Annotated in this window: 23 protein-coding genes and 4 pseudogenes; 12 read left to right on the top strand and 15 right to left on the bottom strand. The window is 67.6% G+C overall.

Annotated features, from left to right (window positions below):
* Window positions 1–7: 7 nt before the first annotated feature.
* The 10 genes and pseudogenes from mraY to GKE62_RS14405 all read right to left on the bottom strand — a co-directional run bounded on the left by mraY (window position 8) and on the right by GKE62_RS14405 (window position 10211).
* Window positions 8–1072 (bottom strand): phospho-N-acetylmuramoyl-pentapeptide-transferase, encoded by a 1065-nt coding sequence (mraY, locus tag GKE62_RS14450; RefSeq protein ID WP_154692849.1) that lies wholly within the window; start codon window positions 1070–1072, stop codon window positions 8–10.
* Window positions 1072–2551: pseudogene (murF, locus tag GKE62_RS14445) on the bottom strand (UDP-N-acetylmuramoyl-tripeptide--D-alanyl-D-alanine ligase). Before murF ends, mraY begins: the two are co-directional and overlap by 1 nt.
* A 5-nt stretch (window positions 2552–2556) precedes the next feature.
* Entirely contained in the window at window positions 2557–4023 is a 1467-nt protein-coding gene (locus tag GKE62_RS14440) for a UDP-N-acetylmuramoyl-L-alanyl-D-glutamate--2,6-diaminopimelate ligase (protein WP_154692848.1), read from the bottom strand.
* Window positions 4020–5750: a penicillin-binding protein 2 gene (locus GKE62_RS14435; protein ID WP_154692847.1), complete on the bottom strand. Its 1731-nt coding sequence runs from the start codon at window positions 5748–5750 to the stop codon at window positions 4020–4022. The genes GKE62_RS14440 and GKE62_RS14435 overlap by 4 nt, the downstream gene beginning before the upstream one ends.
* Window positions 5747–6307: a hypothetical protein gene (locus tag GKE62_RS14430; RefSeq protein WP_154692846.1), complete on the bottom strand. Its 561-nt coding sequence runs from the start codon at window positions 6305–6307 to the stop codon at window positions 5747–5749. The genes GKE62_RS14435 and GKE62_RS14430 overlap by 4 nt, the downstream gene beginning before the upstream one ends.
* On the bottom strand, window positions 6304–7251 hold the full coding sequence (gene rsmH, locus GKE62_RS14425; protein ID WP_154692845.1) for a 16S rRNA (cytosine(1402)-N(4))-methyltransferase RsmH: 948 nt from the start codon (window positions 7249–7251) through the stop codon (window positions 6304–6306). Before rsmH ends, GKE62_RS14430 begins: the two co-directional genes overlap by 4 nt.
* Window positions 7248–7742, bottom strand: coding sequence for a division/cell wall cluster transcriptional repressor MraZ (locus GKE62_RS14420; protein WP_154692844.1), 495 nt, complete (start codon window positions 7740–7742; stop codon window positions 7248–7250). The genes rsmH and GKE62_RS14420 overlap by 4 nt, the downstream gene beginning before the upstream one ends.
* A 332-nt stretch (window positions 7743–8074) precedes the next feature.
* Window positions 8075–8797 (bottom strand): DUF4350 domain-containing protein, encoded by a 723-nt coding sequence (locus tag GKE62_RS14415; protein WP_154692843.1) that lies wholly within the window; start codon window positions 8795–8797, stop codon window positions 8075–8077.
* 13 nt (window positions 8798–8810) lie between these two features.
* Entirely contained in the window at window positions 8811–9173 is a 363-nt protein-coding gene (locus tag GKE62_RS14410; protein WP_230206717.1) for a hypothetical protein, read from the bottom strand.
* A gap of 15 nt (window positions 9174–9188) precedes the next feature.
* On the bottom strand, window positions 9189–10211 hold the full coding sequence (locus tag GKE62_RS14405) for a cysteine synthase A (RefSeq protein ID WP_154692841.1): 1023 nt from the start codon (window positions 10209–10211) through the stop codon (window positions 9189–9191).
* Between the two features lie 515 nt (window positions 10212–10726).
* On the opposite strand from GKE62_RS14405, the gene GKE62_RS14400 reads away from it, so the two are divergent.
* The 4 genes from GKE62_RS14400 (at window position 10727) to GKE62_RS14385 (ending at window position 12098) form a co-directional block, all read left to right on the top strand.
* Window positions 10727–10975, top strand: coding sequence for a type II toxin-antitoxin system RelE/ParE family toxin (locus GKE62_RS14400; protein ID WP_154692840.1), 249 nt, complete (start codon window positions 10727–10729; stop codon window positions 10973–10975).
* Window positions 10976–10985: 10 nt separating this feature from the next.
* Entirely contained in the window at window positions 10986–11327 is a 342-nt protein-coding gene (locus GKE62_RS14395; protein ID WP_154692839.1) for a helix-turn-helix transcriptional regulator, read from the top strand.
* 315 nt (window positions 11328–11642) lie between these two features.
* Window positions 11643–11837: a hypothetical protein gene (locus GKE62_RS14390; protein ID WP_154692838.1), complete on the top strand. Its 195-nt coding sequence runs from the start codon at window positions 11643–11645 to the stop codon at window positions 11835–11837.
* A gap of 30 nt (window positions 11838–11867) precedes the next feature.
* Window positions 11868–12098, top strand: coding sequence for a hypothetical protein (locus GKE62_RS14385; RefSeq protein ID WP_154692837.1), 231 nt, complete (start codon window positions 11868–11870; stop codon window positions 12096–12098).
* 136 nt (window positions 12099–12234) lie between these two features.
* Here the strand turns inward: GKE62_RS14385 and GKE62_RS14380 are convergent.
* The 3 genes and pseudogenes from GKE62_RS14380 to GKE62_RS14370 form a co-directional block, all read right to left on the bottom strand.
* Window positions 12235–13610 (bottom strand): annotated as a pseudogene (locus GKE62_RS14380) (class II 3-deoxy-7-phosphoheptulonate synthase).
* Between the two features lie 115 nt (window positions 13611–13725).
* Window positions 13726–16626 (bottom strand): pitrilysin family protein, encoded by a 2901-nt coding sequence (locus GKE62_RS14375; RefSeq protein WP_154692836.1) that lies wholly within the window; start codon window positions 16624–16626, stop codon window positions 13726–13728.
* A 94-nt stretch (window positions 16627–16720) separates the two neighbouring features.
* On the bottom strand, window positions 16721–17260 hold the full coding sequence (locus GKE62_RS14370; RefSeq protein WP_230206716.1) for an FKBP-type peptidyl-prolyl cis-trans isomerase: 540 nt from the start codon (window positions 17258–17260) through the stop codon (window positions 16721–16723).
* Window positions 17261–17296: 36 nt separating this feature from the next.
* On the opposite strand from GKE62_RS14370, the pseudogene GKE62_RS14365 reads away from it, so the two are divergent.
* From GKE62_RS14365 to miaB, 8 genes and pseudogenes are all read left to right on the top strand, one after another.
* A pseudogene (locus GKE62_RS14365) lies at window positions 17297–17876 on the top strand (NifU family protein).
* Between the two features lie 62 nt (window positions 17877–17938).
* Window positions 17939–18532, top strand: coding sequence for a malonic semialdehyde reductase (locus GKE62_RS14360; protein ID WP_154692835.1), 594 nt, complete (start codon window positions 17939–17941; stop codon window positions 18530–18532).
* Between the two features lie 10 nt (window positions 18533–18542).
* On the top strand, window positions 18543–19187 hold the full coding sequence (gene tsaB, locus GKE62_RS14355; RefSeq protein ID WP_154692834.1) for a tRNA (adenosine(37)-N6)-threonylcarbamoyltransferase complex dimerization subunit type 1 TsaB: 645 nt from the start codon (window positions 18543–18545) through the stop codon (window positions 19185–19187).
* Between the two features lie 3 nt (window positions 19188–19190).
* Window positions 19191–19688 carry a GNAT family N-acetyltransferase gene (locus tag GKE62_RS14350; RefSeq protein ID WP_230206715.1) on the top strand — a complete coding sequence of 166 codons (498 nt, stop codon included), beginning with the start codon at window positions 19191–19193 and terminating at the stop codon, window positions 19686–19688.
* Window positions 19689–19842: 154 nt separating this feature from the next.
* A complete protein-coding gene (locus GKE62_RS14345) occupies window positions 19843–20334 on the top strand; it encodes a MucR family transcriptional regulator (RefSeq protein ID WP_154692833.1) in 492 nt (163 codons plus the stop codon).
* Between the two features lie 102 nt (window positions 20335–20436).
* Window positions 20437–20859, top strand: coding sequence for a Fur family transcriptional regulator (locus GKE62_RS14340; RefSeq protein ID WP_154692832.1), 423 nt, complete (start codon window positions 20437–20439; stop codon window positions 20857–20859).
* 12 nt (window positions 20860–20871) lie between these two features.
* Window positions 20872–21645 carry a 1-acyl-sn-glycerol-3-phosphate acyltransferase gene (locus tag GKE62_RS14335; RefSeq protein WP_154692831.1) on the top strand — a complete coding sequence of 258 codons (774 nt, stop codon included), beginning with the start codon at window positions 20872–20874 and terminating at the stop codon, window positions 21643–21645.
* A 100-nt stretch (window positions 21646–21745) separates the two neighbouring features.
* Window positions 21746–23022: pseudogene (gene miaB, locus GKE62_RS14330) on the top strand (tRNA (N6-isopentenyl adenosine(37)-C2)-methylthiotransferase MiaB).
* A gap of 84 nt (window positions 23023–23106) precedes the next feature.
* On the opposite strand, the gene GKE62_RS14325 reads toward miaB, so the two are convergent.
* Entirely contained in the window at window positions 23107–23820 is a 714-nt protein-coding gene (locus tag GKE62_RS14325) for an NTP transferase domain-containing protein (protein WP_154692830.1), read from the bottom strand.
* 25 nt (window positions 23821–23845) lie between these two features.
* Window positions 23846–24946: an inositol-3-phosphate synthase gene (locus tag GKE62_RS14320; protein WP_154692829.1), complete on the bottom strand. Its 1101-nt coding sequence runs from the start codon at window positions 24944–24946 to the stop codon at window positions 23846–23848.
* Between the last annotated feature and the right edge of the window lie 66 nt (window positions 24947–25012).

The following is a 25012-nucleotide window of genomic DNA, read 5'->3' as shown; positions in this document are numbered from 1 at the left end:
GCGCGCCTCACCGCACCTTCAGCGTCGCCAGCCCGATCAGCGCGAGCACGATCGAGACGATCCAGAAGCGGATCACCACGGTCGATTCGGCCCAGCCGAGCTGTTCGAAATGGTGGTGCACCGGGGCCATGCGGAACACTCGTTTGCCGGTGCGCTTGTACCAGAACACCTGGATGATCACCGAGGCGGCCTCGAACACGAACAGCCCGCCGACGATGGCGAGCACGATCTCATGGTGCGCGGCGACCGCGATAACACCGAGTGCTCCGCCGAGCGCCAAGCTGCCGGTATCGCCCATGAACACCGCCGCGGGCGGCGCGTTGAACCACAGGAACGCGAGACCGGCGCCCATCACCGCGGCGCAGAAGATCGCCAGTTCGCCCGCGCCGGGCACGTGCGGGATGCCCAGGTAGCGCGCATAGTCGGCGCGGCCCGCCAGATAGGCGATGATCGCGAACGTCCCCATCGCGATGATCACCGGCATGATCGCCAGACCGTCGAGCCCGTCGGTCAGGTTCACCGCATTTCCCGCGCCGACGATCACGAACGCCGCGAACAGATAGTAGAACGGACCCAGCGGGATATAGAGATTGGAGAAGAACGGGACGTAGAGATTGGTATCGGTGACGATCAGCGCCGCCGCGATCCCGGCGACGACGAACTCCGCCAGCAGCCGCACCCGGCCCGACACGCCCTTGTGGCTGGCCTTGCGGACCTTGTCCCAATCGTCGAGAAAACCGATCAGCCCGAACCCCGCGGTCACCGCGACGCACGCCCAGACATAGCGGCTGGAAATATCCATCCACACCAGCAGACCGCAGATCAGTGCGGTCAGGATCATCAGCCCGCCCATCGTGGGGGTGCCGCGCTTGGCGAGGTGGGTCTGGGGCCCGTCTTCGCGGATCGGCTGACCCTTGCCCTGGCGCACGCGCAGCATCGCGATGAAACGCGGGCCGATCAGGAGTCCGATCGCGAGCGCGGTCAGCAGCGCCGCACCGGAGCGAAACGACTGATAGCGCACGAGGTTGGTGATTCCCTCGAACCCCATCATGTCGGCAAACCAATAGAGCATCAGGCGTTGTTTTCTTCCCGGGCGGTCAGTGCGCGGACGATCGCGGCAAGTCCCACCGAATTCGATCCCTTGACGAGCACGGCGTCGCCGCCCTGCAGGCCCTCGCCCTCGAGCAGCGCCAGCGCCTCGGCGGCATCGGCGACATGCGCCACATCGATTCGCTTGCCAAGCGCACCGCTGCCGGATTTCCCCAGCGCCTCCGCCAATCCGCGCATTTCGTCGCCCACCAGCACCGCGCGGTCGATCCCGGCAAGTTCAAGCGGGTCGGCGAGTTCGGCGTGATAGCGCTCCGCCGCGTCGCCCAGTTCCTTCATCGCGCCCAGCACCGCGAGCCGCCGCCGCGCTGTCGTGCGGCCGAGTTCCTCGATCGTCACGCGCATCGACGCGGGGTTGGCGTTGTAGCTTTCGTCGATCAGCAGCGCGGCCCCGCTGCCGTCGCCGCCCTTGGCCACAATCGTGTGGCGCTGGCCGCGTCCCGCGAGACCTTCCATCTCGGCGAGAGCAAGCCCCGCCGCGCCGAGGTCGGCGCCGACCGCACGCACCGCGGCAATCACCGCCAGGGCATTGGTCACCCAGTGCTCGCCCGCCATGCCGACGGTGAAGCAGATCCGCCGGTCGCCGAGATCGGCGGTGATCAGCGTGCCGCCGTTGTGCGCGCGGATCGTGTCGAGCAGGCGGACATCGGCCCTGGGGCTGCGCCCGAACGAGACGATATGCGCGGCATGCTCGCGCGCCTTGTCACGCAGCCGGGCGAAGTGCGGGTTGTCGGCGGGAACGATCGCGGTGCCACCTGGCACCAGACCTTCGAAAATCTCGCCCTTGGCGTCTGCGATCGCCGCCTCGTCCTTGAAAAAGCCGATATGGGCTGGGGCAATGGTCGTCACGATCGCCACGTTTGGGCGTACCAGCCGGGTCAGAGCGCTGAGCTCGCCGGGGTGATTCATCCCCATCTCGAACACCCCGAACTTCGTTCGCGCGGGCATCCGCGAGAGGCTCAGCGGAACCCCGACATGGTTGTTGTAGCTCTTCAGACTGCGATGCGCCTTGCCCCGGCTGGCCCGATCGAGCGCGGCGAACAGCGCCTCCTTGACGCCGGTCTTGCCGGCCGATCCGGTAACCCCGATCACCTGCCCATCGACCCTGCCGCGCGCGACGATTCCCAGACCCTCAAGTGCGCTTGAGGTGTCACGGACGCGCACATGCGGGCGATGTATCGGGCGGTCGACGATCGCCGCGGCGGCGCCCCCTGGCGAACGCCTGGTCGAGATAGGCGTGGCCGTCCGCGGCCTCGCCCTTGAGCGCGACGAACAGGTCGCCTTCGCCCACTTCACGGCTGTCGAACGCGACGCCCGAAGCCTCGAAATCGGCGCTGGCATGGCCACCGGTTGCGGCCTCCACCGCGGGGGCCGACCACAGGGCGAGGCCGTATTCGTCCGAAGCGGCGACAGGCCAGGCGAGCAGCGCGGGGTGGGAAGCCATGGGGATCAAACTCCGGAAGGTGGGGGTACGGCGCACTCGCGCGCCACGGTTACGTCGTCGAACGGCAGGATGCGCATGGCCTCGCCCGCGCCAACGATCTGGCCCTGCTCGTGGCCCTTGCCCGCGATCAGGACGATGTCGTTGGCCCCGGCCCGGCGGATGGCCTCGGCGATGGCGGAACGCCGGTCCCCGATTTCGGTGGCTCCCGGTGCCGCATCCAGAATTGCGCGACGGATCGCGGCGGGGTCTTCGCCGCGCGGATTGTCGTCGGTGACGATGACCTCGTCCGAGGCGCGCGCCGCGACTACGCCCATCTGAGGCCGCTTGCCCGCATCGCGATCCCCGCCGGCGCCGAACACGGTGATCAGCCTCCCGGTCACATGGGGGCGCAGCGCGGCAATCGCGGCTTCCAGCGCGTCGGGGGTGTGCGCGTAATCGACATAGACCGGCGCGCCCGCCCGGCTGATCGCCGCGCGTTCCAGCCGTCCGCGCACCGGCTGGAGCCGGGCCAGCGCGTCGAAGGTCGCCGCCGGATCGCCGCCCGTGGCCAGCACCAGCCCCGCCGCGACCAACGCGTTGGCCGCCTGGTAGTCCCCGATCAGCGGCAGCTTGACCGTGCGGAGCTCACCCGCGTGCTCGATCTCCAGCACCTGGCCAAGCTGGCCGGGATGGCGGGCGAGGAGGCGAATGCCATCGCCCCGCTCGCCCACCGTGAACACGCCAAGACCCCTCTTTGCAGCGTGCTCACAAGCCTTGGCGGACCAGCCGTCGTCGGCCCAGATCACCGCGCGCCCGCCATCCTCCACCACCTCGTGGAACAGCCGCATCTTGGCCGCGAAATAGTCGTCCATCGTCGCGTGGTAATCGAGATGATCGCGGCTGAGGTTGGTGAACGCCCCCGCCTTCACCGCCACGCCCTCGTTGCGGTACTGGGAGAGGCCGTGGCTCGACGCCTCGAACGCGACATGGGTCACGCCCTCGCGCGCCAGGCCCGAGAGGTTGGCGAGGAAGGTGACGATGTCAGGCGTGGTCAGCCCGGTGGAGACGCTCTCGTCGGGCGTGGTCACGCCAAGCGTGCCGATCGAGGCTGCGCGTTCGCCGGCCATCCGCCACAACTGGCGGGTCATCTCGACCGTCGAGGTCTTGCCGTTGGTCCCGGTCACCGCGACGATGGTATCGGGCACCGGCACGAAGAACTGCGCGGCGAGCCGGGCGAAGGCGCGGCGGGGTTTGCGGTCGGCGATGTGGACCGCGCCGCGCACGACCGCTTCGGGACGTGCGACCACGGCCACGGCCCCCCCTGCAACCGCGGCGTCGATGTAGTCCTCGCCATTGACGACCGCGCCCTGGAACGCGCCGAACACCGTTCCGGGCGCGACCTTGCGGTGATCGATCGCGAACCCGGTAACCGTCTGCGCGCCGTCGCCGTCGAGCTGGATCCCCGCTTCGGCGGCAAGCCGCGCGAGCGTCACTCGCCGCCCCCGTGGGGGATAAGCGGGGCGAGGTCGGTCAGGTCGATGTCGCGGCTGTCGTCGGGCACGACGCCGAGCAGCGGGCCGATCCGGGGCACGACCCGCCCGACCACCGGCGCCGCGTTCCACGCCGCGGTCCGCTGGCCCGACGCGGCTGCGGTGCCCTTGGGCTCATCGAGCATGGCGATAATCACGTAACGCGGGCGGTCCATCGGAAACGCGGCGGCGAAGGTCGCGACCACCGCGTTCTTCTTGTACGCGCCGCCGTTGGCGCCGGGCTTTTCCGCCGAGCCGGTCTTGCCGCCGACCCGGAAACCCGCTGCGTTGGCCTTGCGACCAGTGCCGTAGACCGCGATCATCCGCAGCAACTGACGCATCCGCGCGCTGGTCGAGGCCTTGAACACGCGGCGCCCGCGCGGAGCCTGGCCTGGCTCGAGCATCTGAAGCGTCGCGGGGCGCCAGATCCCGCCGTTGACCAGCGCCGCATAGGCCGAGGCGAGGTGCAGCGGAGTGACCGCGATACCATGCCCATAGCTGACCGTCATGTTGGTGATTCGCGCCCACTTCGGATCGCGGGGGAACAGGGGAAAGCCCCGGCCCGGCAGCTCCAGGTAAGGCCGCTCGTTCATCCCCAGCGCGATCATCGTCGCCTTGAGCCGGTCGGCGCCGAGCTCGTCGGCGATGTGGGCGGTGACGATGTTGGACGAATGGATCAGTGCCTCGGGGGCATTCAGGCTCGCCCCCATGTTGTGGCTGTCCTTGATCGTGAACCCATCGATCTGGATCGGCGCAGCCGAATAGCGCTTGGCCAGGTTGGTGATCGTCCCGGCATCGATCGCCGCGGCGACGGTGATGGGTTTGAAGGTCGAGCCAAGCTCGTACACCTGGTTGGTGACCTTGTTGAACACCAGCCGGTTGACCGCCTGATCCGGCCGGTTGGGGTTGAACGAGGGCAGCGAGGCGAGCGCGAGGATTTCTCCGCTATCGACATCGAGCACGACCCCGGCGGCGCCGATCGCGTCGGTTTCGAGCATGCCCCGGCTCAGTTCATCCTCGAGCGCGCCTTGCACCCGCATGTCGAGCGAGAGCATCTCCGGCCGGGCGCGCAGCGCCGGATCGGTGAGCTGCTTGTCGAACACCTGTTCCATCCCCACCCGGCCGTGACCATCGGCGGCGACGAAGCCAAGGACGTGCGCGGCGAGGCTGCCTTGCGGATAGAACCGATCGGGCTCGCGCGGAAATTCGAGCGCGGGCTCGCCCAGCGCGTGGATGCGATTGGCCTGTTCGGGCAGGACGCGGCGGTGGAGATATCCGGGTTTGCCCGCCTTCAAACGCCGCAACAGGTCGGCCTCGTCGGCATCGGGAAAGACCAGCGCGAGGGCGTGCGCGACCTCCCCGGGCGATTTGACCAAGGGCGTGCCACTGCCGAGCGCCTGCGGGTTATACCACAGCGCATAGGCCGGAAACGCGCGGGCAAGCGCCACGCCGTTGCGGTCGACGATCTCGCCGCGGCTGGGCAACAGCGCCTCATACAGCGACGACGAACGCGGCGCGGGCTCGACCACGCCGAGCATCACGATGCGCATGACGCAGGCAACCGCGGCCAACGCGAACAGCAGCAGCACCACCAGCAAGCGGACTTGCGCGACGAGCAGCGAGCGTTGGCGCACGTTGGCGAGCTGGACCCGGCCGCTGGCGAGCGCGGTGGAATAGGTCAGCGCGTTCATGGCCTGACGCCTTCGCTGGACGGCTTTTTCTCGGCTTTCGTCGACCTGCCGGGCGTGGCCGGTCGGTCGTGCTCGACTTTGCCCAGGCGATCGTCGAGCGCGGCGGCCGCGGTGTCGTGATCGACCGGGGCGGCGTCCTCGGCTTCGTCTTCGGCACCAAGCGGCTTGCCCGTCAGCGGCGAGACCATCGCGGGCATGACCCCGGGGGCCTCGGTCGGAGCGCTGGCGACACGGATCGGCGCGGGCGCGTCCGGCGCGGCGGCCTTGCCCAGCGCGGCCAATTGGCGGACATTCTCCATGTACTGCCCGGCATTGGGCGCCACGTAGCCGAAATCGACCGCGTTCCATGCAGACAACTGCTGCTGGTTGGAGCGCGTCTCGTACTCGGTCTCGAGGTACATCGTCTCGGTCCGCAGCGCGACGATCCGGTTCTCGGCGCGGCGGACTTCGCTTTTGAGCGCATTGACCCGCAGCGACAGCGCGAACAGCAGCGCGCAGCACACCGCGAGAAGCGCCGCCCAGCCGATCCGCCGCAGCGACGTGCGCGAGGCGATCATGCCGCAAGGCTCCGCGCGGGCGCTTCGGTGCGGGTGGCGTGGCGCAGGGTGGCCGAGCGGGCGCGCGGGTTGCGGGCTTCCTCGGCGGCGCCAGGCCGGATCGCGCGGCTGACCTGGGTGAACGTCGGCGCAGCGGCGGGGGCGACTTGCGGCAGGTGACGCGAACCACCGCCCTGCGCCCCACTCGCCTCGCGCAGGAACTGCTTGACGATGCGGTCCTCTAGACTGTGGAACGCGACCACCGCGAGGCGGCCACCGGGCGCCAGCACCCGCTCACCCGCGGCGAGGCCCGTGACCAGCTCGTCGAGTTCGCCGTTCACATGGATGCGGATCGCCTGGAAGCTGCGCGTCGCCGGGTCCTTCGGCGCCCCCGCGTGATAGCCGAGCGCCTTGCGGACGACGCGGGCGAGCTCACCGGTGGTCGCCAGCGGCCGCGCGGCGACGATGGCGCGGGCGACGCGGCGCGACTGGCGCTCTTCGGCATAGCGATAAAGCACGTCGGCGATGTCGCTCTCATCGGCCTCGTTGAGGAAATCCGCCGCGCTCGGGCCGGACTGGCTCATCCGCATGTCGAGCGGGCCGTCGCTGGAGAACGCAAACCCGCGCGCCGCCTGGTCGAGCTGCATCGAGCTGACCCCGATGTCGAAGACCACCCCGTGAACTTGCGCGACGCCGGCTTCGGCCAGGCCCTGCGCCAGTTCGGAAAAGCGCCGGGGATGGAGCACCAGCCGCGGCGGCTGCTCGGCGGTTTCGGACCAACCTTGCCCGGCTGCGATCGCATCGGGATCGCGGTCGAAGGCGTGGACCGTGGCCCCGGCGTCGAGCAGGCGGCGAGTATAGCCGCCCGCGCCGAAGGTGGCGTCGACCAGAACGTCCCCCGACCGCGGGTTCAGCGCGGCGACGACTTCGTCGAGCAGGACCGGGATGTGCGGCGCCGCGGTCATGCCCGCTTGCCCCTGGCTTCATCGGCGAGCGCGTTGCACGCCGCCTGCATCGCCTCGAAGCCCGCACCCATCTTGGCCAGCGCGGCTGGGTTCCAGATCGTGAAGAACGGTCCGTTGCCGTTGTAGAACGCAGCGCCATCCAGCCCGGCGAGCGTGGCAAGGTAGTCGGGGAACACGAACCTCCCGGATTCGTCGAACGGAACGTCGATGAACCCGCTGAGCTGGCCGAAGCGCAGGTCGCGGTCGAATTCGGCGCCGCGGGCCACCGCGGCGGCTTCCTCCTTATCGACCTGGTCGGGGATGAAGTCACGGCGCGACGTGCCGAAGCCGGTCAGGCAGGGCCAGCGGTCGTGCTTGTTGAGGCACAGGATGCGTGCGTTGCCGGAAGCTTCCTTGACCGCCTTGCGGAAGGTGGGCGGCAGAACGAAGCGGCCTTTCTCGCCGCGCGACGAGAACCCGACACCGTGGAAACTGTACGGCCTGTCCGTCACGCGCCCGATTACCCCGCCCCCGATGCGTAACGACCTTCCTCCCCCGGCAACGCGCATGCGCTGCCGGATCACCCCGCCGGGTGCTGCTCGGGTCGTTCCGATGGAAGAATTCCTTAACCCTACCCGGGCGGGGCGGAAAGGGAAAAATGCGGGAAATTGCGGGATAACACGGTAAACTGTTGATAAATATGCAGGCCGTTCGGTCGCGATCTTGCTTGCAAGCTTGCTATTCTTGCTTTGTTCTCACAAGAAATCAACGGTTTACAGCGCGACTCAGCGGGACCGAGGCAAGTGCTGGCCTTCGTCCCGCGATTTCCCCGAAATGCGCGGGGCTAGAACGCGCGCTCGAGCAAGACTGCGAGGGCGGTCTCGCGAGGCGTCGCGTCGTCGGCTGGTTCGAACAGCGCGGCGTCGGCGATGGCCAGAACCGTGCCCTTGCCGATCCGGCACCCGGCGGCCAGTCCTCCGGCTTCGATCCGGCAGGTCCCGTCCGCTCTCCCGCCGGACTGGGCGGCGAAGCGGCCCGGCAGGTTCACCGCCAGCCTTGCCTGGCCGATTTCAGCGACATGCTCGCCCGAGGCCTGCCCGGCGTCGAACTCTAGCCGCAGCCCCCAGCGGGCGAGGATCGGCGAGAGCAGCACGGTGTCCTGCGGGCGGCGGCGGTCGCCCAGCGCGAAGGCGCTGGGCCCGGTCAGCGCCGGATCGGCGAACAGCAGCAGGTGCCCGCCCTCGCCCACCCAGCTATCGAGCGCGACGTTCTCGGCGGGGCTGAGCGGGCGCGGCTGGATCATCAGCAGGTCGCGCCGTCCGCGCAGATGCGCGGCGTCGAGCGTATCCAGCGGGCGCAAGGGACGCGCTTCCTCGATCGCCTGGCGCGCCCAGTGCGGCGGCTCCTCGCGGCCGAGCGCGGTCGCGATGTCGGGGGTTTCGGACCAGTAGATCGGCAGGCTGGTGAACAGCGGCAGCGGCTCGCCCGGAGTCCGGTCCTTGCCGTACCACGCCGCGCCAACCGCGAGCGCCAGAACGGCGAGCGCGCCAATCGCCAGCCTTTTCAAGTGCTTGTGAACGTCAGCCCGGCGGACGCGCCGCGCCGCTCGCGCCGGTGGACGGACCCGCCGCCGGCATGTCCGGCACCACGCCGATGTCCGCGAGCGGATCGTTGGCGGGCGAGGCCGAGCCTTCGGGCGAAACCTTGGCCGCGGTCACCGCCGCGGCCGACGACGCCGCCGTCGCATCGTCGCTGATCTTCGCGCGGTCCATGATGATGTTGGCCAGGCCCACCAGCAGCAGCATCCCGGCCAGCCCGAACAGCCCCACCTGCAGCCGGTGGACCGCCTGCGCGCGGCGCTCGCGCACGGTCGGCGGCACGAAGTGCAGCGCCTTTTGCGACGGATCTGGAAGCGGCGAGGTCGTCGGCACGAACTGGGGCATCGTGCGCATTCTAGCCTATTGCGCCAGCCAAGGGAACACCGGCAGGCCCTTGGCCGCCAGCCACTCGGCATTGTAGAGCGACGAGAGGTAGCGGAAGCCGGTGTCGCACAGGATCGTCGCCACACGCGCATCGGCCTTGCCCTGGGCCACCAACTGCCGCCCCAGCGCCACCGCCCCGGCGACGTTGATCCCGGTGGAAAGCCCGGTGCACAGCCCCTCTTCCTGAAGCAGCCGGGCGACCCATTCGAGCCCTTCCTCATCCGAGATCCGGAACTGCGTGTCGATCGGCGCGCCTTCGAGATTGGCGGTGACCCGCCCTTGCCCGATCCCCTCGGCCACCGATGTCCCTTCGGAGCGCAGCTCGCCTTCAGCATACCACGAATAGAGCGCCGCGCCGTGCGGGTCGGTCAGCGCGATGGTGACGCTCTCGTCGAACGCTTTCAGCCCCAGTCCGACCCCGGCGAGCGTCCCGCCGGTGCCGACCGAGCAGGTGAACCCGTCGATCCGGTGCTCCATCTGCTCCCAGATCTCGGGCGCGGTGCTTTCGATGTGGGCGCGGCGGTTGGCGACGTTGTCGAACTGGTTGGCCCACACCGCACCCGGCGTCTCCTCGGCCAGCCGGCGAGAGGTGTGGACGAAGTGGCCGGGGTTGGAGAACGGCGCAGCGGGAACCAGCACCAGTTCCGCGCCCAGCGCGCGCAGCGTGTCCATCTTCTCGCGCGATTGGGTTTCGGGCATCACGATCACGCTCTTGTAGCCGAGCGCGTTGGCGACCAGCGCCAGCCCGATGCCGGTGTTCCCCGCGGTCCCCTCGACGATCGTCCCGCCCGGCCGCAAGCTTCCCCGCGCCTCGGCATCGCGCACGATCCACAACGCCGCGCGATCCTTGACCGAAGCCCCGGGGTTGGCGAACTCGCACTTGCCAAAAATGTCGCACCCCGCCGCCGCGCTCGGCCCGGCGAGGCGAACCAGCGGGGTGTTGCCGATGAGATCGAGCGTGGTGGGGGCCAAGGGCGGGGCTCCGGCGGGTGCGGTCATAAGCCGAGAGGTAGGATGCGGGGCGCGGAGGGGCAATCAATTTGGGCTTGGGCGCCGACAAGCCCGGCTCGATCCACCGCGGGGGGCCGATCGGGAGAAACCGTGGACCACGAAACAGCGCGCGAATCTCTGTGACTTTCGGTACGCCTGCGGGCGTGAAGGTCTATGGATTTCAAGCATTTGGGCGACGCGTGATGAGTGGTCCGTCGCTGCCGGGGTGTGACCTTTGGATACGAGCCCTCCGACCACCCCAGCGCGCGCCAACCGCAGCGCGCTGGGGACGATCGACAGGAAAGGCCGAGGACAAGGGACGTCGTGACAACATCGTCCGATGCGAGCAGGCGAGTTCCTACATTGCAAGGACCTGACTCTTAAACCACCTCCAGCATCCTGCCCCTCTGGGAAGGAACTTGCTCGCGCAATTTGATTCCAACAGCTTTTCGCCGGGGCGACGGAGGCCAGAGGGTGCACGACGTAGCCATTGACTACATTGTAGCCTCCAGCTACACAAGGCCGTGAAGCCGATCACCTACACCCGCGCGGCGATCAAGGTGCTCCGGCGGATGCCCGCCAATACCTCGGCGCGGATCGTGGGCAAGATCGAGGCGTACGCGACCGATCCGGCGTCGCAGGCCAACAACGTCACCGCGCTTCAGGGGCGCGATGGCATCCGGCTGAGGGTCGGCGACTGGCGGGTGATCATGAACGACGGTGCGGTGCTGGCCGTGCTGCAAGTCGGCCCGCGCGGCGGCGTCTACGATTGAGGAGCGAACAATGGGTGAAATGGTGACCATCCCGGCGGCGGAATATCAGGCCCTGCTCGGCGCCGCCACGAACCTCGCCGACCTGCGCGCACACGACCGCGCGATGGCGGCGATCGCACGCGGCGACGAGGAACTCGTCCCGGCTGCGTTTGCCAAGCGTTTGATCGCCGGCGAGAGCCCAGTGCGCGTTTGGCGCGAACTGCGCGGGCTGACCCAGGCGGCGCTCGCGGCGACGTCCGGCGTCAACCGGGTGCAGATCGCCAATATCGAAAGCGGCGCAAAGTCGGGCTCGGTCGCGACCTTGCGCAAGCTGGCGGATGCGCTGGGGGTTGGGTTGGACGATCTGGCGTGAGTGTGGAATGTCGACTTACGCACCGAACAGACTCTCGTGTCCCGTTGGCGGTCATGCGCAATCATCCAACGGTTGGTTCGGTGGGCATAGAGAATGACCACATTCACATACAGTTTCGCTAGATCGAGGCCCAATCTTGGGATTGGGACGATTGCTCTGATCGGCGTTGTGCTAATGGCTTGCTTGATAGCGTGTTCGGACCGGGCCAGGTCCGAAGATCAACCACACCTCCGCGTCGAACTTCGCCGCACTTCGTCGCCCGGCAGTGCTGCATCCGCCACCCTGCTGGCCGATCTGCAAGGGAATTTCGATGGGGTGACGCGTGGCGTCAACGGTGCGCGGACGCGGATGCCCGCCTTGCCGCATGAGAACTCTGCGGGGATCGGGTGCAACCCGGCCCAGCTTACCCCAACAGCAGCCAATTTCCGCATCGTCCTGCCGAGCCGCTACGCCGATCGCAAGGGCACATTCGCCGTGATCGTGCCAGATGGCAGCTTACGCATCGTTTAGTACGCCTACAGCGGCGAAGTTAGCACCGAAGTGATCATCGTTCCGTCGAAAACGATCGACTGGGACATGGCCAGGACGCGAAACGTGTTTGACGTCGATACCAAGCAATTCGACCCACTGCGGCCTGAGAAAATCGTACCCGAACGCCTGTTTCACAAAGCGGGGATCTATCAATTCGCGGTGGTCAACGCTGTCGATCGAAGCCTGCTTGCCGTCGATAAGACTGCGTTCGAAGTCAAAGCGGGCTGCGTGGTTGAGTGAAAACCGCGGGGACCGTGACGCCAATCGGATTCGCGTTCCGGCAGGCGGCAATCGGGTGACCGTAAACCGGACGGATTCGAGGAGCAGCAGTTACCTACTCCGACATGCACATCCGATCACGATGCAATTTCCCTCCTCAAGCCGCCTCCGCGCTCGCCCGGTGCCCGCGCTCCAAATTGAGCATATCGGCCAGCAAGAACGCCAGCTCCAGACTCTGCGCCGCGTTCAGCCTTGGGTCGCAGTGCGTGTGGTAGCGATCCGCCAGCGCCTCCGCTGTGATCGCCACCGCGCCGCCGACGCATTCGGTAACGTCCTGACCGGTCATCTCGATGTGGATGCCGCCCGCATGGGTGCCTTCGGCGCGGTGGACGGCGAAGAAGCCTTTCACCTCGGCGAGGATGCGTTCGAACGGCCGGGTCTTGTAGCCGCTGTTGGCCTTGATCACGTTGCCGTGCATCGGGTCGCAGCTCCATACCACCGGGTGGCCTTCGCGCTGCACCGCGCGGACCAGCGGGGGCAGGCCGGCCTCGACCTTGTCGTCGCCGAAGCGGCTGATCAGCGTCATCCGCCCCGCCTCGCGCGCGGGGTTGAGCGTGTCGAGCAGACGCAGCAGCGCGTCGGGCGCGAGGCTGGGGCCGCACTTCATCCCGATCGGATTGCCCACCCCGCGAAGGAATTCGACGTGGGCCGAGCCGTCGAAGCGGGTCCGGTCGCCGATCCACAGCATGTGCGCGCTGGTGTCGTACCAGTCGCCGGTCAGCGAATCCTGGCGGGTCATCGCTTGCTCGTAGGCGAGGTGGAGCGCCTCGTGGCTGGTGTAGAAGCTGGTGCCCTGGAGTTGGGGGACGGTGGCGGGATCGATCCCGCAGGCCTCCATGAAATCGAGCGCCTCGCCGATCTTGTCGGCGGTGGCGGCAAAGCGATCGGCCCACGGGGTGCGGCCCATGAAATCGAGCGTCCACTGGTGGACCTGGCGCAAGTTGGCATAGCCGCCGTTGGCGAACGCGCGCAGCAGGTTGAGCGTGGCGGCCGACTGGCTGTAGGCCTCCATCAGCCGCTGCGGATCGGGGATGCGCGCCTCCGGGGTGAACTCGACCCCGTTGATGTTGTCGCCGAGGTAGCTGGGCAGCTCGACCCCGTCCTGGATCTCGGTCGCCGCGCTGCGCGGCTTGGAGAACTGGCCGGCCATCCGCCCGACCTTGATCACCGGCTGCTTGCTAGCGAAGGTCAGCACCACCGCCATCTGGAGCAGCACGCGGAAGGTGTCGCGGATGGTGTTGGGGTGGAACTCGGCGAAGCTTTCAGCGCAATCGCCGCCCTGGAGGAGAAAACCCTTGCCCGCCGCGACTTGCGCCAGATCGGCCCGGAGCGCGCGCGCCTCGCCAGCGAACACCAGCGGGGGAAGCGGCCCAGGCGGGCCGTCACGGCATCCAGCGCCGCCTGATCGGGATAAGTCGGCAGGTGGCGGCCTTCGAAGCCGGTCCAGCCTTGGGGAGTCCAGTTGCTTGCCACGGGTATTTGCGTCCTTTCGCGGGGGACGCCCTTACTCCGCGGGGTACGGCAATGCAAAAGTGGCGTTTGTAACCGGTTTGCCGAACCAGCGATCCCACGGAAATGAAGGGCGTGCCTAACGAACCCCCGTCACGGCAATCCCCTTGGCCTGTGCCAAGGTCTGCGGGATCACCTCCAGCCGCCAGCTCCGATCCCGCGCGAGGTACTGCCTGGCCAGCGCCTGCATCGCCGCGGGGGTGGTCTGGCTATAGTCGTTGAGAATCGAGCGGACGTCGTTGAGCCGCGTGGGCTCGGTCGCGGCGCCTTCGAGCTGGAACAGCCAGAAGCCGTTGCCGGTGGCGGCGCGGCTGATCAACTGCTTGAGCGGCTCGGTGATCCGCGCCAGTTCATCGGCGGTGGGCGGGTTGGCGACGAGGTCGGCGGCGATCTCGTCGGCGGCGGAGAAGAACGCCGGGACCGCTTCGGGCGTGAGCTGCGCGGTGGCGGCGATATAGCCGCCGGTCTGGCGGTCGAGCGGCCAATTGGAGTTCACGTTGGGGGCATAGCTCGCCCCCAGCTTTTCGCGCATCCGGTCGAACAGCCGGTTGTTGAACAGCTGGCTGAGGATCTCGAGCTGGCGCGAGGTGCGCACCCCGGCGCGGCCCGCCCCGGTCGGCCAGGCGACCATCGCCGAGGCGGTGTTGGGATCGCCGCGATGAGTCAGCACGATCGGCTGCGTCACCGCCGCGGGAAACGCCGGCGCGTAGGCGGGCATGGGCGCGGCGGGGCGCGGCTTGAGCGCGCCGAAGGTCTTCTCCAGCGCTGCGATCGCCTTGGCCTTGTCGAAATCGCCGAACAGATCGACCTCGACCGGCCCGCTGGCCAGCAGCGGCTCCCACACCGCGCGGAAGCCTTCGGGTGTGGTCGCGGCGATCTCCGCCGGGCTCGGCGTCTTGAACCGCGGGTCGCGACCCTTCAGCAGCCAGTCGAGATCGCGCTCGAGCACCGATTGCGGGCTCGACTGATAGCTTTCGTACTGGAGCCGCGCGGCGGCCTTGGCCCGCACCACCGGGTTGGCGTCCCACCGCGGCATCGCCAGCTTGGCCGCGAACAGATAGAGCTGGTCCTCCAGATCTGCGGGGCGGGTATCGGCGGAAAACTCGAAGTTGCCGTCGTCGATGCTGAAGTCGAAGCCCATCTTGCGCCCGGTCGAGATCCGGTCGAGCTCATCCTGTCCGAGCGAGCCCAGCCCGCTGCCGACCAACGCGGCGTTGCCCAGCGCGACATACGCGGCGTCCTTAGGGTCGATCGCGCTGTAGCCGCGCCCGAACCGCGCCTTGACCATCACCCGGCCTGGTTCGGCATCGTTGTTCCACATCAACACCTTGACCCCGTTCGACAGGGTCAGCCGTTCGATCTGGAGCAGCCCGGTGGCCTGCTGGTCGATGACAGCGCCCGGCGTGCCGATCGCGGGCAGCCCGGCGAAGCCCAGCGGCTCGGCCGAGACCCGGCTCGAGCCATCGGGCGCGACGCTGTCGATCAGCGCCTGGCGCAAGCTAGCTTCGGTCCCGTCGCCAGCGCCGGGGGTGATCAGGATCGGGCGGGTGACGGTGCCCGAAAACAGCGCGCGGGTGTGCGCCAGCACCGCCTGCGGAGTGAAGTCGGCGCGCATATCCTTGAAGACCTGAAGCACCGTGGCCGGCGAGGCGACGGTTTCGCGAATGTCGACCGCACGCACGAGATCGTCGGCGACTTTGGACCCGGCGAGGGTATCGACCGTCTCGACCGGCACCTGGAAGGCGACGTCGAACTCGGCGATCTCGCGGTCGATCTCGGCCTGGCTGGGGGGCGAGGCGAGCGCGTCGGCGATCACCGCGCGCACGTCCTTGAGCGCGGCCTGCCAGTCGTCGCCCAGCGGAGTCACCGCCACGAAGGTTGCATCGGTCGAGCGGCTGACGTCTTCCTGGTTGACCTGTGCGGTAAGAAAGCTGCCCCCGGCGCGGGCGCGGGTTTCCAGCCGCCGGTTGATCAGCGCCTGGGCGAGCTGGTCGATCATCAGCCCGCGGTTGTAGACGATGGTGTCGTTCACCTGCTTCCACGGGCGCAGGATCGCGTAGTTGACCGCGCGCGGCAGATCGGGCTCGACCAGCACCTTGGCTTCGCCCACCGGGTTCTTCGGATCGGTCCCCTTGGGCGGCACGGGCACCCCGAAGCTGGGCGCCTTGGGCGGCCTGCCCTTGACCTTCCAGTCGGAAAACCACTTCTTGACCAGTGCTTCGAGCTGCGCTGGATCGGCGTCGCCCGCGACCACGATGACGGTGTTCTCGGGCCGGTACCAGCGATCGTGGAACGCCTTGACCGAGGCCGCGGTGGCCGCGCGCAGCGTATCCTCACGCCCGATCGGCGAGCGGTCGGCGAGCGGCTGGCCGGTGAAATAGAGGCTGCGCGTGGCCTCGGACACGCGCTGCGCCGCGCCGCCGCGCTCGCGCATTTCGGCAAGCACGATCGGCAGTTCGGTGGCGACGCCATGGTCGGTGAAGATCGGCGCGGCGATCATCCCCGACAGCAGCTTGAACGATTCGTCGAGATGCTCGGGTGTCGCTCCAGGCAGGTCGAGCTTGTAGACGGTCTGGGTCGGGGTCGTCTCGGCGTTGGTGTCGCTGCCGAAGGTTGCCCCCAGCCGCTGCCAGATCGGGATCGCCTCGCCTTCCTTGAGGTACTTGCTCTCGCGAAAGGTCAGATGCTCGATCAGGTGGGCGAAGCCGCGCTCCTGCTCGGTCTCATAGAGCGAGCCCGCGTCGATGCGGATGCGGATCGAGACCTGGTCGGGCGGCACACCGTTATGCCGCACCGCATAGCGCACCCCGTTGGACAGCGTCCCGAACGTCCACGCCGGATCCTGCGGCACGTCGCTGCCCTTGTAGATCCACGCGACATTGTTGCCGCTCGCGGCGAGCACCGGGCCGGGCGCGGTGCCCAGCAGCAAAAGGGGAAGGAGGAAGGCGAAGCGCCGGGCGGCGCGGGTCGTCGATCGCATGGGCGAAGCTTAACCGGCGGAAAGGTGAAGGACTAGTGAATAGGAATGGGGAGATTCGGCTTCGCGACAAGCCCCGTCGCGATCGATTGAAACCTCACGGAGCCAAAATGTCCACCAGCTCGACCTGGAAAACCAGATCGGCGTTGGCCGGGATCGGGCCGGTCGGCTTGGCGCCATAGCCCAGCGCGGCGGGGATGCAGAGCCGCGACACGCCGCCCTTGCCCATCGTCTGAAGGCCTTCGGAGAACCCGGGGATCACGCCCTGGACCGGAAACTCGACCCCCATCCCCTGATCGAACACCTCGCCGGTGGCGGCGAGATAGCCGATGTAGTTGACCCGCACCCCATCGCCGGCGGCCGGACGCACCGCGGCGCCGGGACGCAGCTGCAGAGTGCCGAGGCCCGAGGCGGTCCTGGCATTACACTGCCGCTGCCCCGCGGGAATGATCTGCTTGAGCGGCAGCGGGATCAGCGTCTTGACGAGCTTGGGAGCGGCGGCGGCGACGAGAACCAAGGCGAGGGCGCCGAGCAGGACGGTGCGGGTGCGGAGCTTGCTTTGCATCCAGGCGCGATAGCCGGAGGGATCGGTCTGCGCCAGCGTGTGAAGTGCGGCAGTGAATGCCCCCGCCCCCACCTTGCCCCTTTCCCGCCCCGCGCCTACATGTTGCCCATGTTCATCGAAACCGAAACCACCCCGAACCCCGCGACGCTAAAGTTCCTGCCCGGCGAGCAGGTGATGGCGAGCGGGACGCGCGAGTTCGCTTCGCCCGAGGCAGCGGGAGCATCCCCGCTGGCCGAGGCGCTGTTCGATACCGGCGAGGTGACCAACGTGCTGTTCGGCCGCGATTTCGTCGCGGTTACGGCGGGGCACGGGGCGGACTGGGGCACGCCTCAAGCCGCAAGTCGTGGGCGTGCTGCTCGATCATTTCGTCAGCGGAGCGCCGCTTTTCCAGGGCGGCAACGCCGATTTCGTGGTCCCGGGCGAGGACGACGAGGCGATGATCCCCGACGATCCCGAACACGCCGAGATCGTCGAGCAGATCAAGGACCTGCTCGAAACCCGCATCCGCCCCGCAGTCGCCAACGACGGCGGGGACATCACCTACCGCGGTTTCCGCGACGGCGTGGTGTTCCTCAAGATGCAGGGCGCGTGCTCGGGCTGCCCCTCATCCACCGCCACGCTCAAGCACGGGATCGAAAGCCTGCTAAAACACTACGTGCCGGAAGTGAACGAGGTGCGGGCGGCTTAGCACGCGTCGTCTTGTTCGTTCGTGACGAGCTGATTGGATTATCTAAAACCTTAGGAGCCCGCATGCCCGAACCGTTGTCCGATGCCGCGCTCGACCAGCTCTTCCGCACCGCGCGGACTTCCAACGGTTATCTCGACAAGCCGGTATCGACCGCCCAACTCCATGAAATCTGGGAGCTGATGAAGCTGGGCCCGACCAGCGCCAACATGCTCCCTGCGCGGCTGGTGTGGTGCGTTTCGGATGAGGCCAAGGCGAAGCTGGCGGCCTGCGCACTGCCCAAAAACGGGGAGAAGATCCGCGCCGCGCCGGTCAGCGTGGTGCTGGGCATGGACCTCGATTTCCACGAGAAGCTGCCCGAACTGTTCCCCCACGATCAGACCGCGCAGCACTGGTTTCCAGATCCCGCCCAGCGTGAAATCCACGCGCTGCGCAATTCGTCGCTGCAGGGCGCGTACTTCATTGTCGCGGCGCGCGCGCTGGGGCTGGACACGGGGCCGATGTCGGGCTTTTCCAACGAGGCGGTCGACAGGGCGTTCTTCGCCGACCAGCCCCGGGTCCGCTCGAACTTTATCTCGACGCTGGGCTACGGCGATCCGGCGACGATCTTCGCGCGCAGCCCGCGGCCGGAGTTCGATCGCTTCAACGCGGTCGTGTGAATTCGGGCGTGTGACCCGTACGCTCGCCATCGATTGCGCGACCGAGGCGTGTTCGGTCGCGCTGTTCGATGAGGGCAACCTGATCGCGGGCAATTGGCGGGCGATCGGGCGCGGCCACGCAGAGCAACTGGTGCCGATGATCGCGAGCCTACCCGAGCGCGGGCGGGCGAGCCGGATCGCGGTGGACATCGGGCCCGGCAGCTTTACCGGCATTCGAGTAGGACTAGCCGCAGCCAAGGCGCTGGCCTTGGCGTGGAACGCCGAGGTCGTCGGCTATGGCGCGCTGGCGCTCGTCGCGGCGATGGCCAGGGCCAGGGCCGGGGTGGGCTCGATCGAAGTCGCGATGACGGGCGGCCACGGCGAATGGTTCGTCCAGCGGTTCGCCGCCGATGGGGCGGCGCTGACGTATCCAGCGTCGCTCAGCCCCGAACAAGCCGCGGCGCAGAGTGCCGCCGCGATCGTCTGCGGAAGCCAGGCCGAGGCGCTGCAGGGCTTGCGCGGCGCAAACGGCGAGGCGCTGGCGCTGCTGCCCGACGCGCGCCAATTCGCGCTGCTCGATACTTCCGCACTGATCGCCGATCCCCATCCCGCCTATGGCCGCGGCCCCGACGCGCGGCTGCCCGCAAGCCCGATGCTGTCTGGCGTGGCGGCCTGAGCGATGGCCGCGCTGCCGCTCTTCCCCGACGATCCCGTCGACGCGATCATGGGGGTGATGAGCCGCGCTTTCGATCCCCAATTCGGCGAAGCATGGAACCGCCGCCAGGTCGCGGACGCGCTGATCCTGGGGACATGCCGCTACGCCTTGATCGGAGCCGATGGCGCGATCGTCGAAGATGGCGAAGCTCCGGTTGCCCCCGCGTTCGGATTCTTCCTCGCCCGTCATGTCCTCGATGACGAGGAGCTGTTGCTGTTCGCCGTCGAACGGGACCACCGCCGCCGCGGCCTCGGGGGAAAGCTGCTCGATCATTTCTGCCGCTCGTCCGCGGACAACGGCGTGAGCCGCATTTTTCTAGAGATGCGGGCTGGCAACCCGGCCGCGCGACTTTATGAAAGCCGGGGTTTTCAATTGGTTGGCAAACGACCGGCTTATTATCGCGGAGCCGACGGCACCAACCGCGATGCTTTGACTTACCAGCGGTTACTGCGCGCAAGTTGATCGTTTGTCCGCACTGCACCCAATTACTTTTGTGACTTGCCTGGAGCTGCGATTTGCAGCAGGTGGTGTGGTGGACAGGGGTGAAATGGGGTATTAGACGATCTCGAATGCGCACTGTTCATTGCTAAACCAATAACTTCGGGAAGTTCGCAAAATGGCCGAAACAAACAACGAAATGCACGAGACGCTGATTACGCTTACCTCGGACATCGTCGCCGCTCATGTCGGTTCCAACAACGTCGGCGTGGGAGAATTGCCGCAGTTGATTACCAACGTCTATGCTGCCCTTTCCGGACTGGGTGCGTCCGCGCCCGTTGCCGAAGCACCGCCCGAACCCGCCGTTTCGGTGCGCTCTTCGATCAAGAACGATTACATCGTCTGTCTTGAGGACGGCAAGAAGCTGAAGATGCTCAAGCGGCATCTGATGACGCACTATAGCATGACGCCCGATCAGTATCGCACCCGCTGGGGTCTTTCCGCCGACTATCCGATGGTCGCTCCCGCCTATGCGGAAAAGCGCCGCGAACTGGCCAAGAAGATCGGGCTTGGGCGCAAGCCGGGTACGAAGATGACTCCGAAGGCGGCGGCGCCCGCCAAAGTTCCGGGCAAGCGCGGCCGCCCGCGCAAGGATGCCTCGGCCGCCTGAAGCGCGGTCCGGCTCGCGCACCAAGCGGACCGGTTGAACAATCGCCCCGCCGGTCTATGATCGGCGGGGCGATTGATTTGGCGGAACCCAAGGGCGGAAACAGTGCATCAACGGATCGATCTTGAAGCTCTGTGCGCCGAACGAGGGCTGCGCATCACCGAGCAGCGCCGGGTGATCGCGCGGGTGCTGTCGGAAAGCGAAGACCACCCCGACGTCGAGAAGCTGCACGAACGCGCAATGATCGAGGATCCGCGGATTTCGATCGCCACGGTCTATCGCACCGTCCGCCTGTTCGAGGAGGCGGGTATCCTCGATCGTCACGACTTCGGCGACGGTCGCGCTCGCTACGAGGCCGCGCCCGAGGCGCATCACGATCACCTGATCGACGTCGAGACCGGCAACGTGATCGAATTCGTCGATCCCGAGCTCGAAGCGCTGCAGCGCCAGATTGCCGAGCGGCTCGGCTTCCGCCTGGTGGATCACCGGATGGAGCTTTACGGTGTGCGGCTCGACCGCGATCACTGATACGGCATTGCTATGGCTTTGACGCTTGCCGCTCCCGCACCGATCACCGGGTTGGGTAAAGTGCGGATGGCGGTGCGGCTGTCGGCGATGGCCGGGCTGCTGCTGATATGCGTGCCGGGATACTACGCGTTCCGGGTGCTCCGGTTGCCTAATCCCTGGCCCAGGTGGTTTCTTGGTGCGATCGCCACGATTGCCGGGGTCAAAGTGCGGATCGCCGGCGAGCGGGTGCGGCGCGGGGCGTTCTTCCTGTCCAACCATGTTAGCTGGCTAGACGTGCCCGCGCTGGCCGGGGCGAGCGGAGCAGCGTTCGTCGCGCACGACGGACTGGCGGCGTTCCCCGTGCTCAAGTGGTTGTGCGAGATGAACGACACGGTGTTCGTCGCGCGACATGATCGGGCCTCGGTTGCCCGACAGATCGCGCTGGTCCGCGCCGCAATCGCGCAGACCGCCGCGCTCGCGGTGTTTCCCGAGGGCACCACCAGCGACGGGACCGGGCTGCTGCCGTTCAAATCGTCGCTGCTCTCGGCGCTCGATCCGGTGCCGGCGGGAATCGCGGTTCAGCCGGTGGTGCTCGACTATGGCGCCGACGCGCCAGAGATCGCCTGGGTCGGCGAGGAGCACGGCCTCGACAACTTCAAGCGCATCCTTGCGCGCGGGCGGCCAATCCACCTCACCGTGCGCTTCCTGCCGCCGCTGGAAGGCGAGGCGCTGCGCGATCGCAAGACGATGGCCGCGGCGGCGCGAGGCGTAATGCTGGCGGAGTTGCAGCGCAGCCACGCCGTTTGAATAATCCACGCCGTTGGCCTATCGGGCGGCTCCCATGACCGGCCCCGCCCCTCCCGAGACCCTCCCCAAGACCTTCAAGGTCAGGTCGTTCGGCTGCCAGATGAACGTCTATGACGGCGAGCGGATGGGCGAGTTGCTGACCGCACAAGGCATGCGCGCGGTGGGCGAGCGCGACGAGGCGGACCTCGTAGTGCTCAACACCTGCCACATTCGCGAGCGGGCGGTGGACAAGGTCTACTCCGACATCGGCCGCTTGCGCCGCGACGATGGCAGCGCGCCGCTGATCGCGGTGGCTGGGTGCGTGGCGCAGGCCGAGGGTGCGGAAATCATGCGCCGCGCGCCCAGCGTGCGCATGGTGGTCGGCCCGCAGGCCTATCACCGTCTGCCCGCGATGATCGCCGAGGCCGCCGCCGGGCGCAGTTCGACCGATACCGACATGCCCGCCGACGCCAAGTTCGCCGCGCTCCCCCCAGGGGAATGAGGGGCCGCCGCAGCGCGCCGGGCGCGTTCCTGACGGTGCAGGAAGGCTGCGACAAGTTCTGCACATATTGCGTGGTGCCCTATACGCGCGGCGCCGAAATCTCGCGCCCGTTCGCCGATCTGGTGGCCGAGGCGGAGGCGTTGGTTGCGGGCGGGGCGCGCGAGATCACGCTGCTCGGCCAGAACGTCAACGCCTGGCGCGACGGCGAAAAACGGCTGGCGGACCTGATCCGGACGCTGGCCGACCTGCCAGGCCTCGCCCGGATCCGCTACACCACAAGCCACCCCGCCGACATGGACGACGCGCTGATCGCCGCGCATGGCGAGGTGGCCAAGCTGATGCCGTTCCTCCATCTGCCAGTGCAATCGGGCAGCGACCGCATCCTCAGGGCGATGAACCGCAGCCACACGGTCGCCGGCTACTTGCGCCTGCTCGAACGGTTCCGCGAAGCGCGTCCGGACATCGCGCTATCGGGCGATTTCATTGTTGGCTTCCCCGGCGAGAGCGAGGCCGACTTCGCCGCCACGCTCGCGCTGGTCGAGGCGGTGGGCTACGCGCAGGCCTACAGCTTCAAGTACAGCCCCCGCCCCGGAACTCCGGCCGCGACGATGCCCGGCCAGATCGTGCCCGAGGTGATGGACGAGCGGCTTCAGCGCCTGCAAGCGGCGATCAATCGCGGCCAAGTGGCGTTCAACCAGGCGAGCGTCGGGCGGCGCTGCGCGGTGCTGGTCGAGCGTCGCGGCAAGCTGCCGGGGCAATGGCTGGGCAAATCGCCGTGGCTGCAATCGGTCCATTTCCTGGGCGACGCAGCGATCGGCGATCTGGTCGAGGTCGAACTGCTCGAGGCCGGGGCCAATTCGCTGGCCGGACGGTTGGTGGAGCACACCCCCGCCTAGTCAAGCCCGGCACATGTCGAGCGAAGTCGAGACTTCGCACCCTGTGTCTCGACTTCGCTCGACGTGAGCGCAAATGGCTATGCGTTACTTGGCGAGTTCCGCTTCCGCGATCGCATGCGCGCGCGGATCGTCGACGTCGATCCACCAGGCATCGCCGATGTCCATCGTCGCCGCGCGGCCCGCATCGGCGAGGCGCTGCATGCCGTCGGAGAGGCTGCCGCTCTTGCCGTCGGCGATCGCCGCCTGGATGGCGCGCGCGAGCTCGGGCGTCGCCAGGAACGCGCCGCAATCGACCGCGTCGTACTCGGGTATGGTCTTGCCGATCGCCTCGATCCGGCCGTCGGCATCGGTCTTGACCCAGGTGGCGTCGTCGGGATCGATCAGGGGATTGTCCAGGCGGCGGTCGATGGCCAGCGTGACCCCACGGCTTTTGGTTCCCTGGCGCGCCAGCCGATCGAGGATTCCGGCCTCGAAGATGTGATCGGCCATCATCAGCAGATAGTCGCCCTCGATCTTGGCCGCGCCCGCCATCACCGAATAGCCGTTGGGCGTTGACCAGTGGAGCACGCGTTCGGAGATGACCGGGATGCCCACCCGGGCAGAGAGCGCGGGCAGGAACTTCTCGATCTCGATCGCCTGGTGCCCGGTCACCACGACCACGCGCTCAACACCCGCGTCGCGCGCCTGGCGCACGCCCAGTTCGAGCAGCGGAACGCCCGCGACCGGGGTCAGCGGCTTGGAATCCGAAATTTCCCGCAACCGGCTGCCATACCCCGCGGCGATGATCAGCGCGTCCATCGGCTACTCCGCGGGCATCGGGCCGCTATTCCGCGGCAATTGCCGCGTCGGCGATGTATTCCTCGACCATCTGCGCGGCGGTATCGTCGTTGAACTGCCGCAGCGGGTGCTTGCAGTAATAGGCGCTGGGGCCGATCAGCGCCCCGCCCTCGCCGCGATCGAGCGCGAGCTTGCAGCAGCGGATTGCGTCGATCACCACCGCCGCCGAATTCGGGCTGTCCTCCACCGACAGCCGCATCTCCAGGTTCATCGGCACGCCGCCGAAGAGCTGGCCTTCCATGCGCAGGAAGCACAGCTTGTTGTCCTTCTGCCACGGCACGTAGTCCGAGGGGCCGACATGGATGTTCTCGTCGGCCAGGCGCTGGGCGAGCATCGCCTGCACGGCTTCCGTCTTGGATTCCTTCTTGCTGCCCAGCCGCTGGCGGTCGAGCATGTTCATGAAGTCGGTGTTGCCGCCGGTGTTGAGCTGATAGGTCCGCTCGACGTTGACGCCGCGCGCACCGAACAGGCTGGACAGCACGCGGTGGACGATCGTCGCGCCGAGCTGTGCCTTGACGTCGTCGCCGACGATGGGGATGCGCTTGTCGCGGAAGCGCTTCTCCCACTCGGGTTTGCTGGCGATGAACACCGGCATGCAGTTGACCACCGCGACCCTGGCTTCCAGCGCGCATTCCATGTAGAACTCGGTCGCTTCCTGCGAGCCGACGGGTAGGAAGTTGAGCAGCACCTCGGCGCCCGAATCCTTGAGTGCCTGAACCATCGCGGCCTTGTCGGCCTCGTGATCCTGGGCGACGACGAAGCCCTTTTCGCCCATCCCGGTCATGTGATCGGCGACACCGTCGAGCACCTTGCCCATGATCACCTTGACCCCGGTGTCGGGCACTTTGGGCATGAACACCGCGGTGTTGTTGGGCGCGGCGAAAATCGCCTCGGCAATGTCCTTGCCGACCTTGCGCGCATCGACATCGACGCCCAGGACCCATTCGACGTCGCCCGCGCCATAACCGCCGATGCGGTCGTGAATCAGACCCTGGGGGGTATTGGATTCGCGGTAATAGGCGACGCCTTGCACCAGCGAACTGGCGCAATTGCCTACACCGATGATGGCGGTTTTGATCGGAGCCATGAAATTCCTGCGGTTTTGCGAGGGTGTAACCCGTCTGTAACGAAAGCGTGCGTTTGGCAGAAGGCG

Origin of the sequence: Novosphingobium sp. Gsoil 351, from assembly GCF_009707465.1 — a bacterium.
Taxonomy (GTDB): domain Bacteria; phylum Pseudomonadota; class Alphaproteobacteria; order Sphingomonadales; family Sphingomonadaceae; genus Novosphingobium.
The sequence above is the reverse complement of the archived record's forward strand: the minus strand, read 5'-3'. Positions and strand labels throughout refer to the sequence as shown.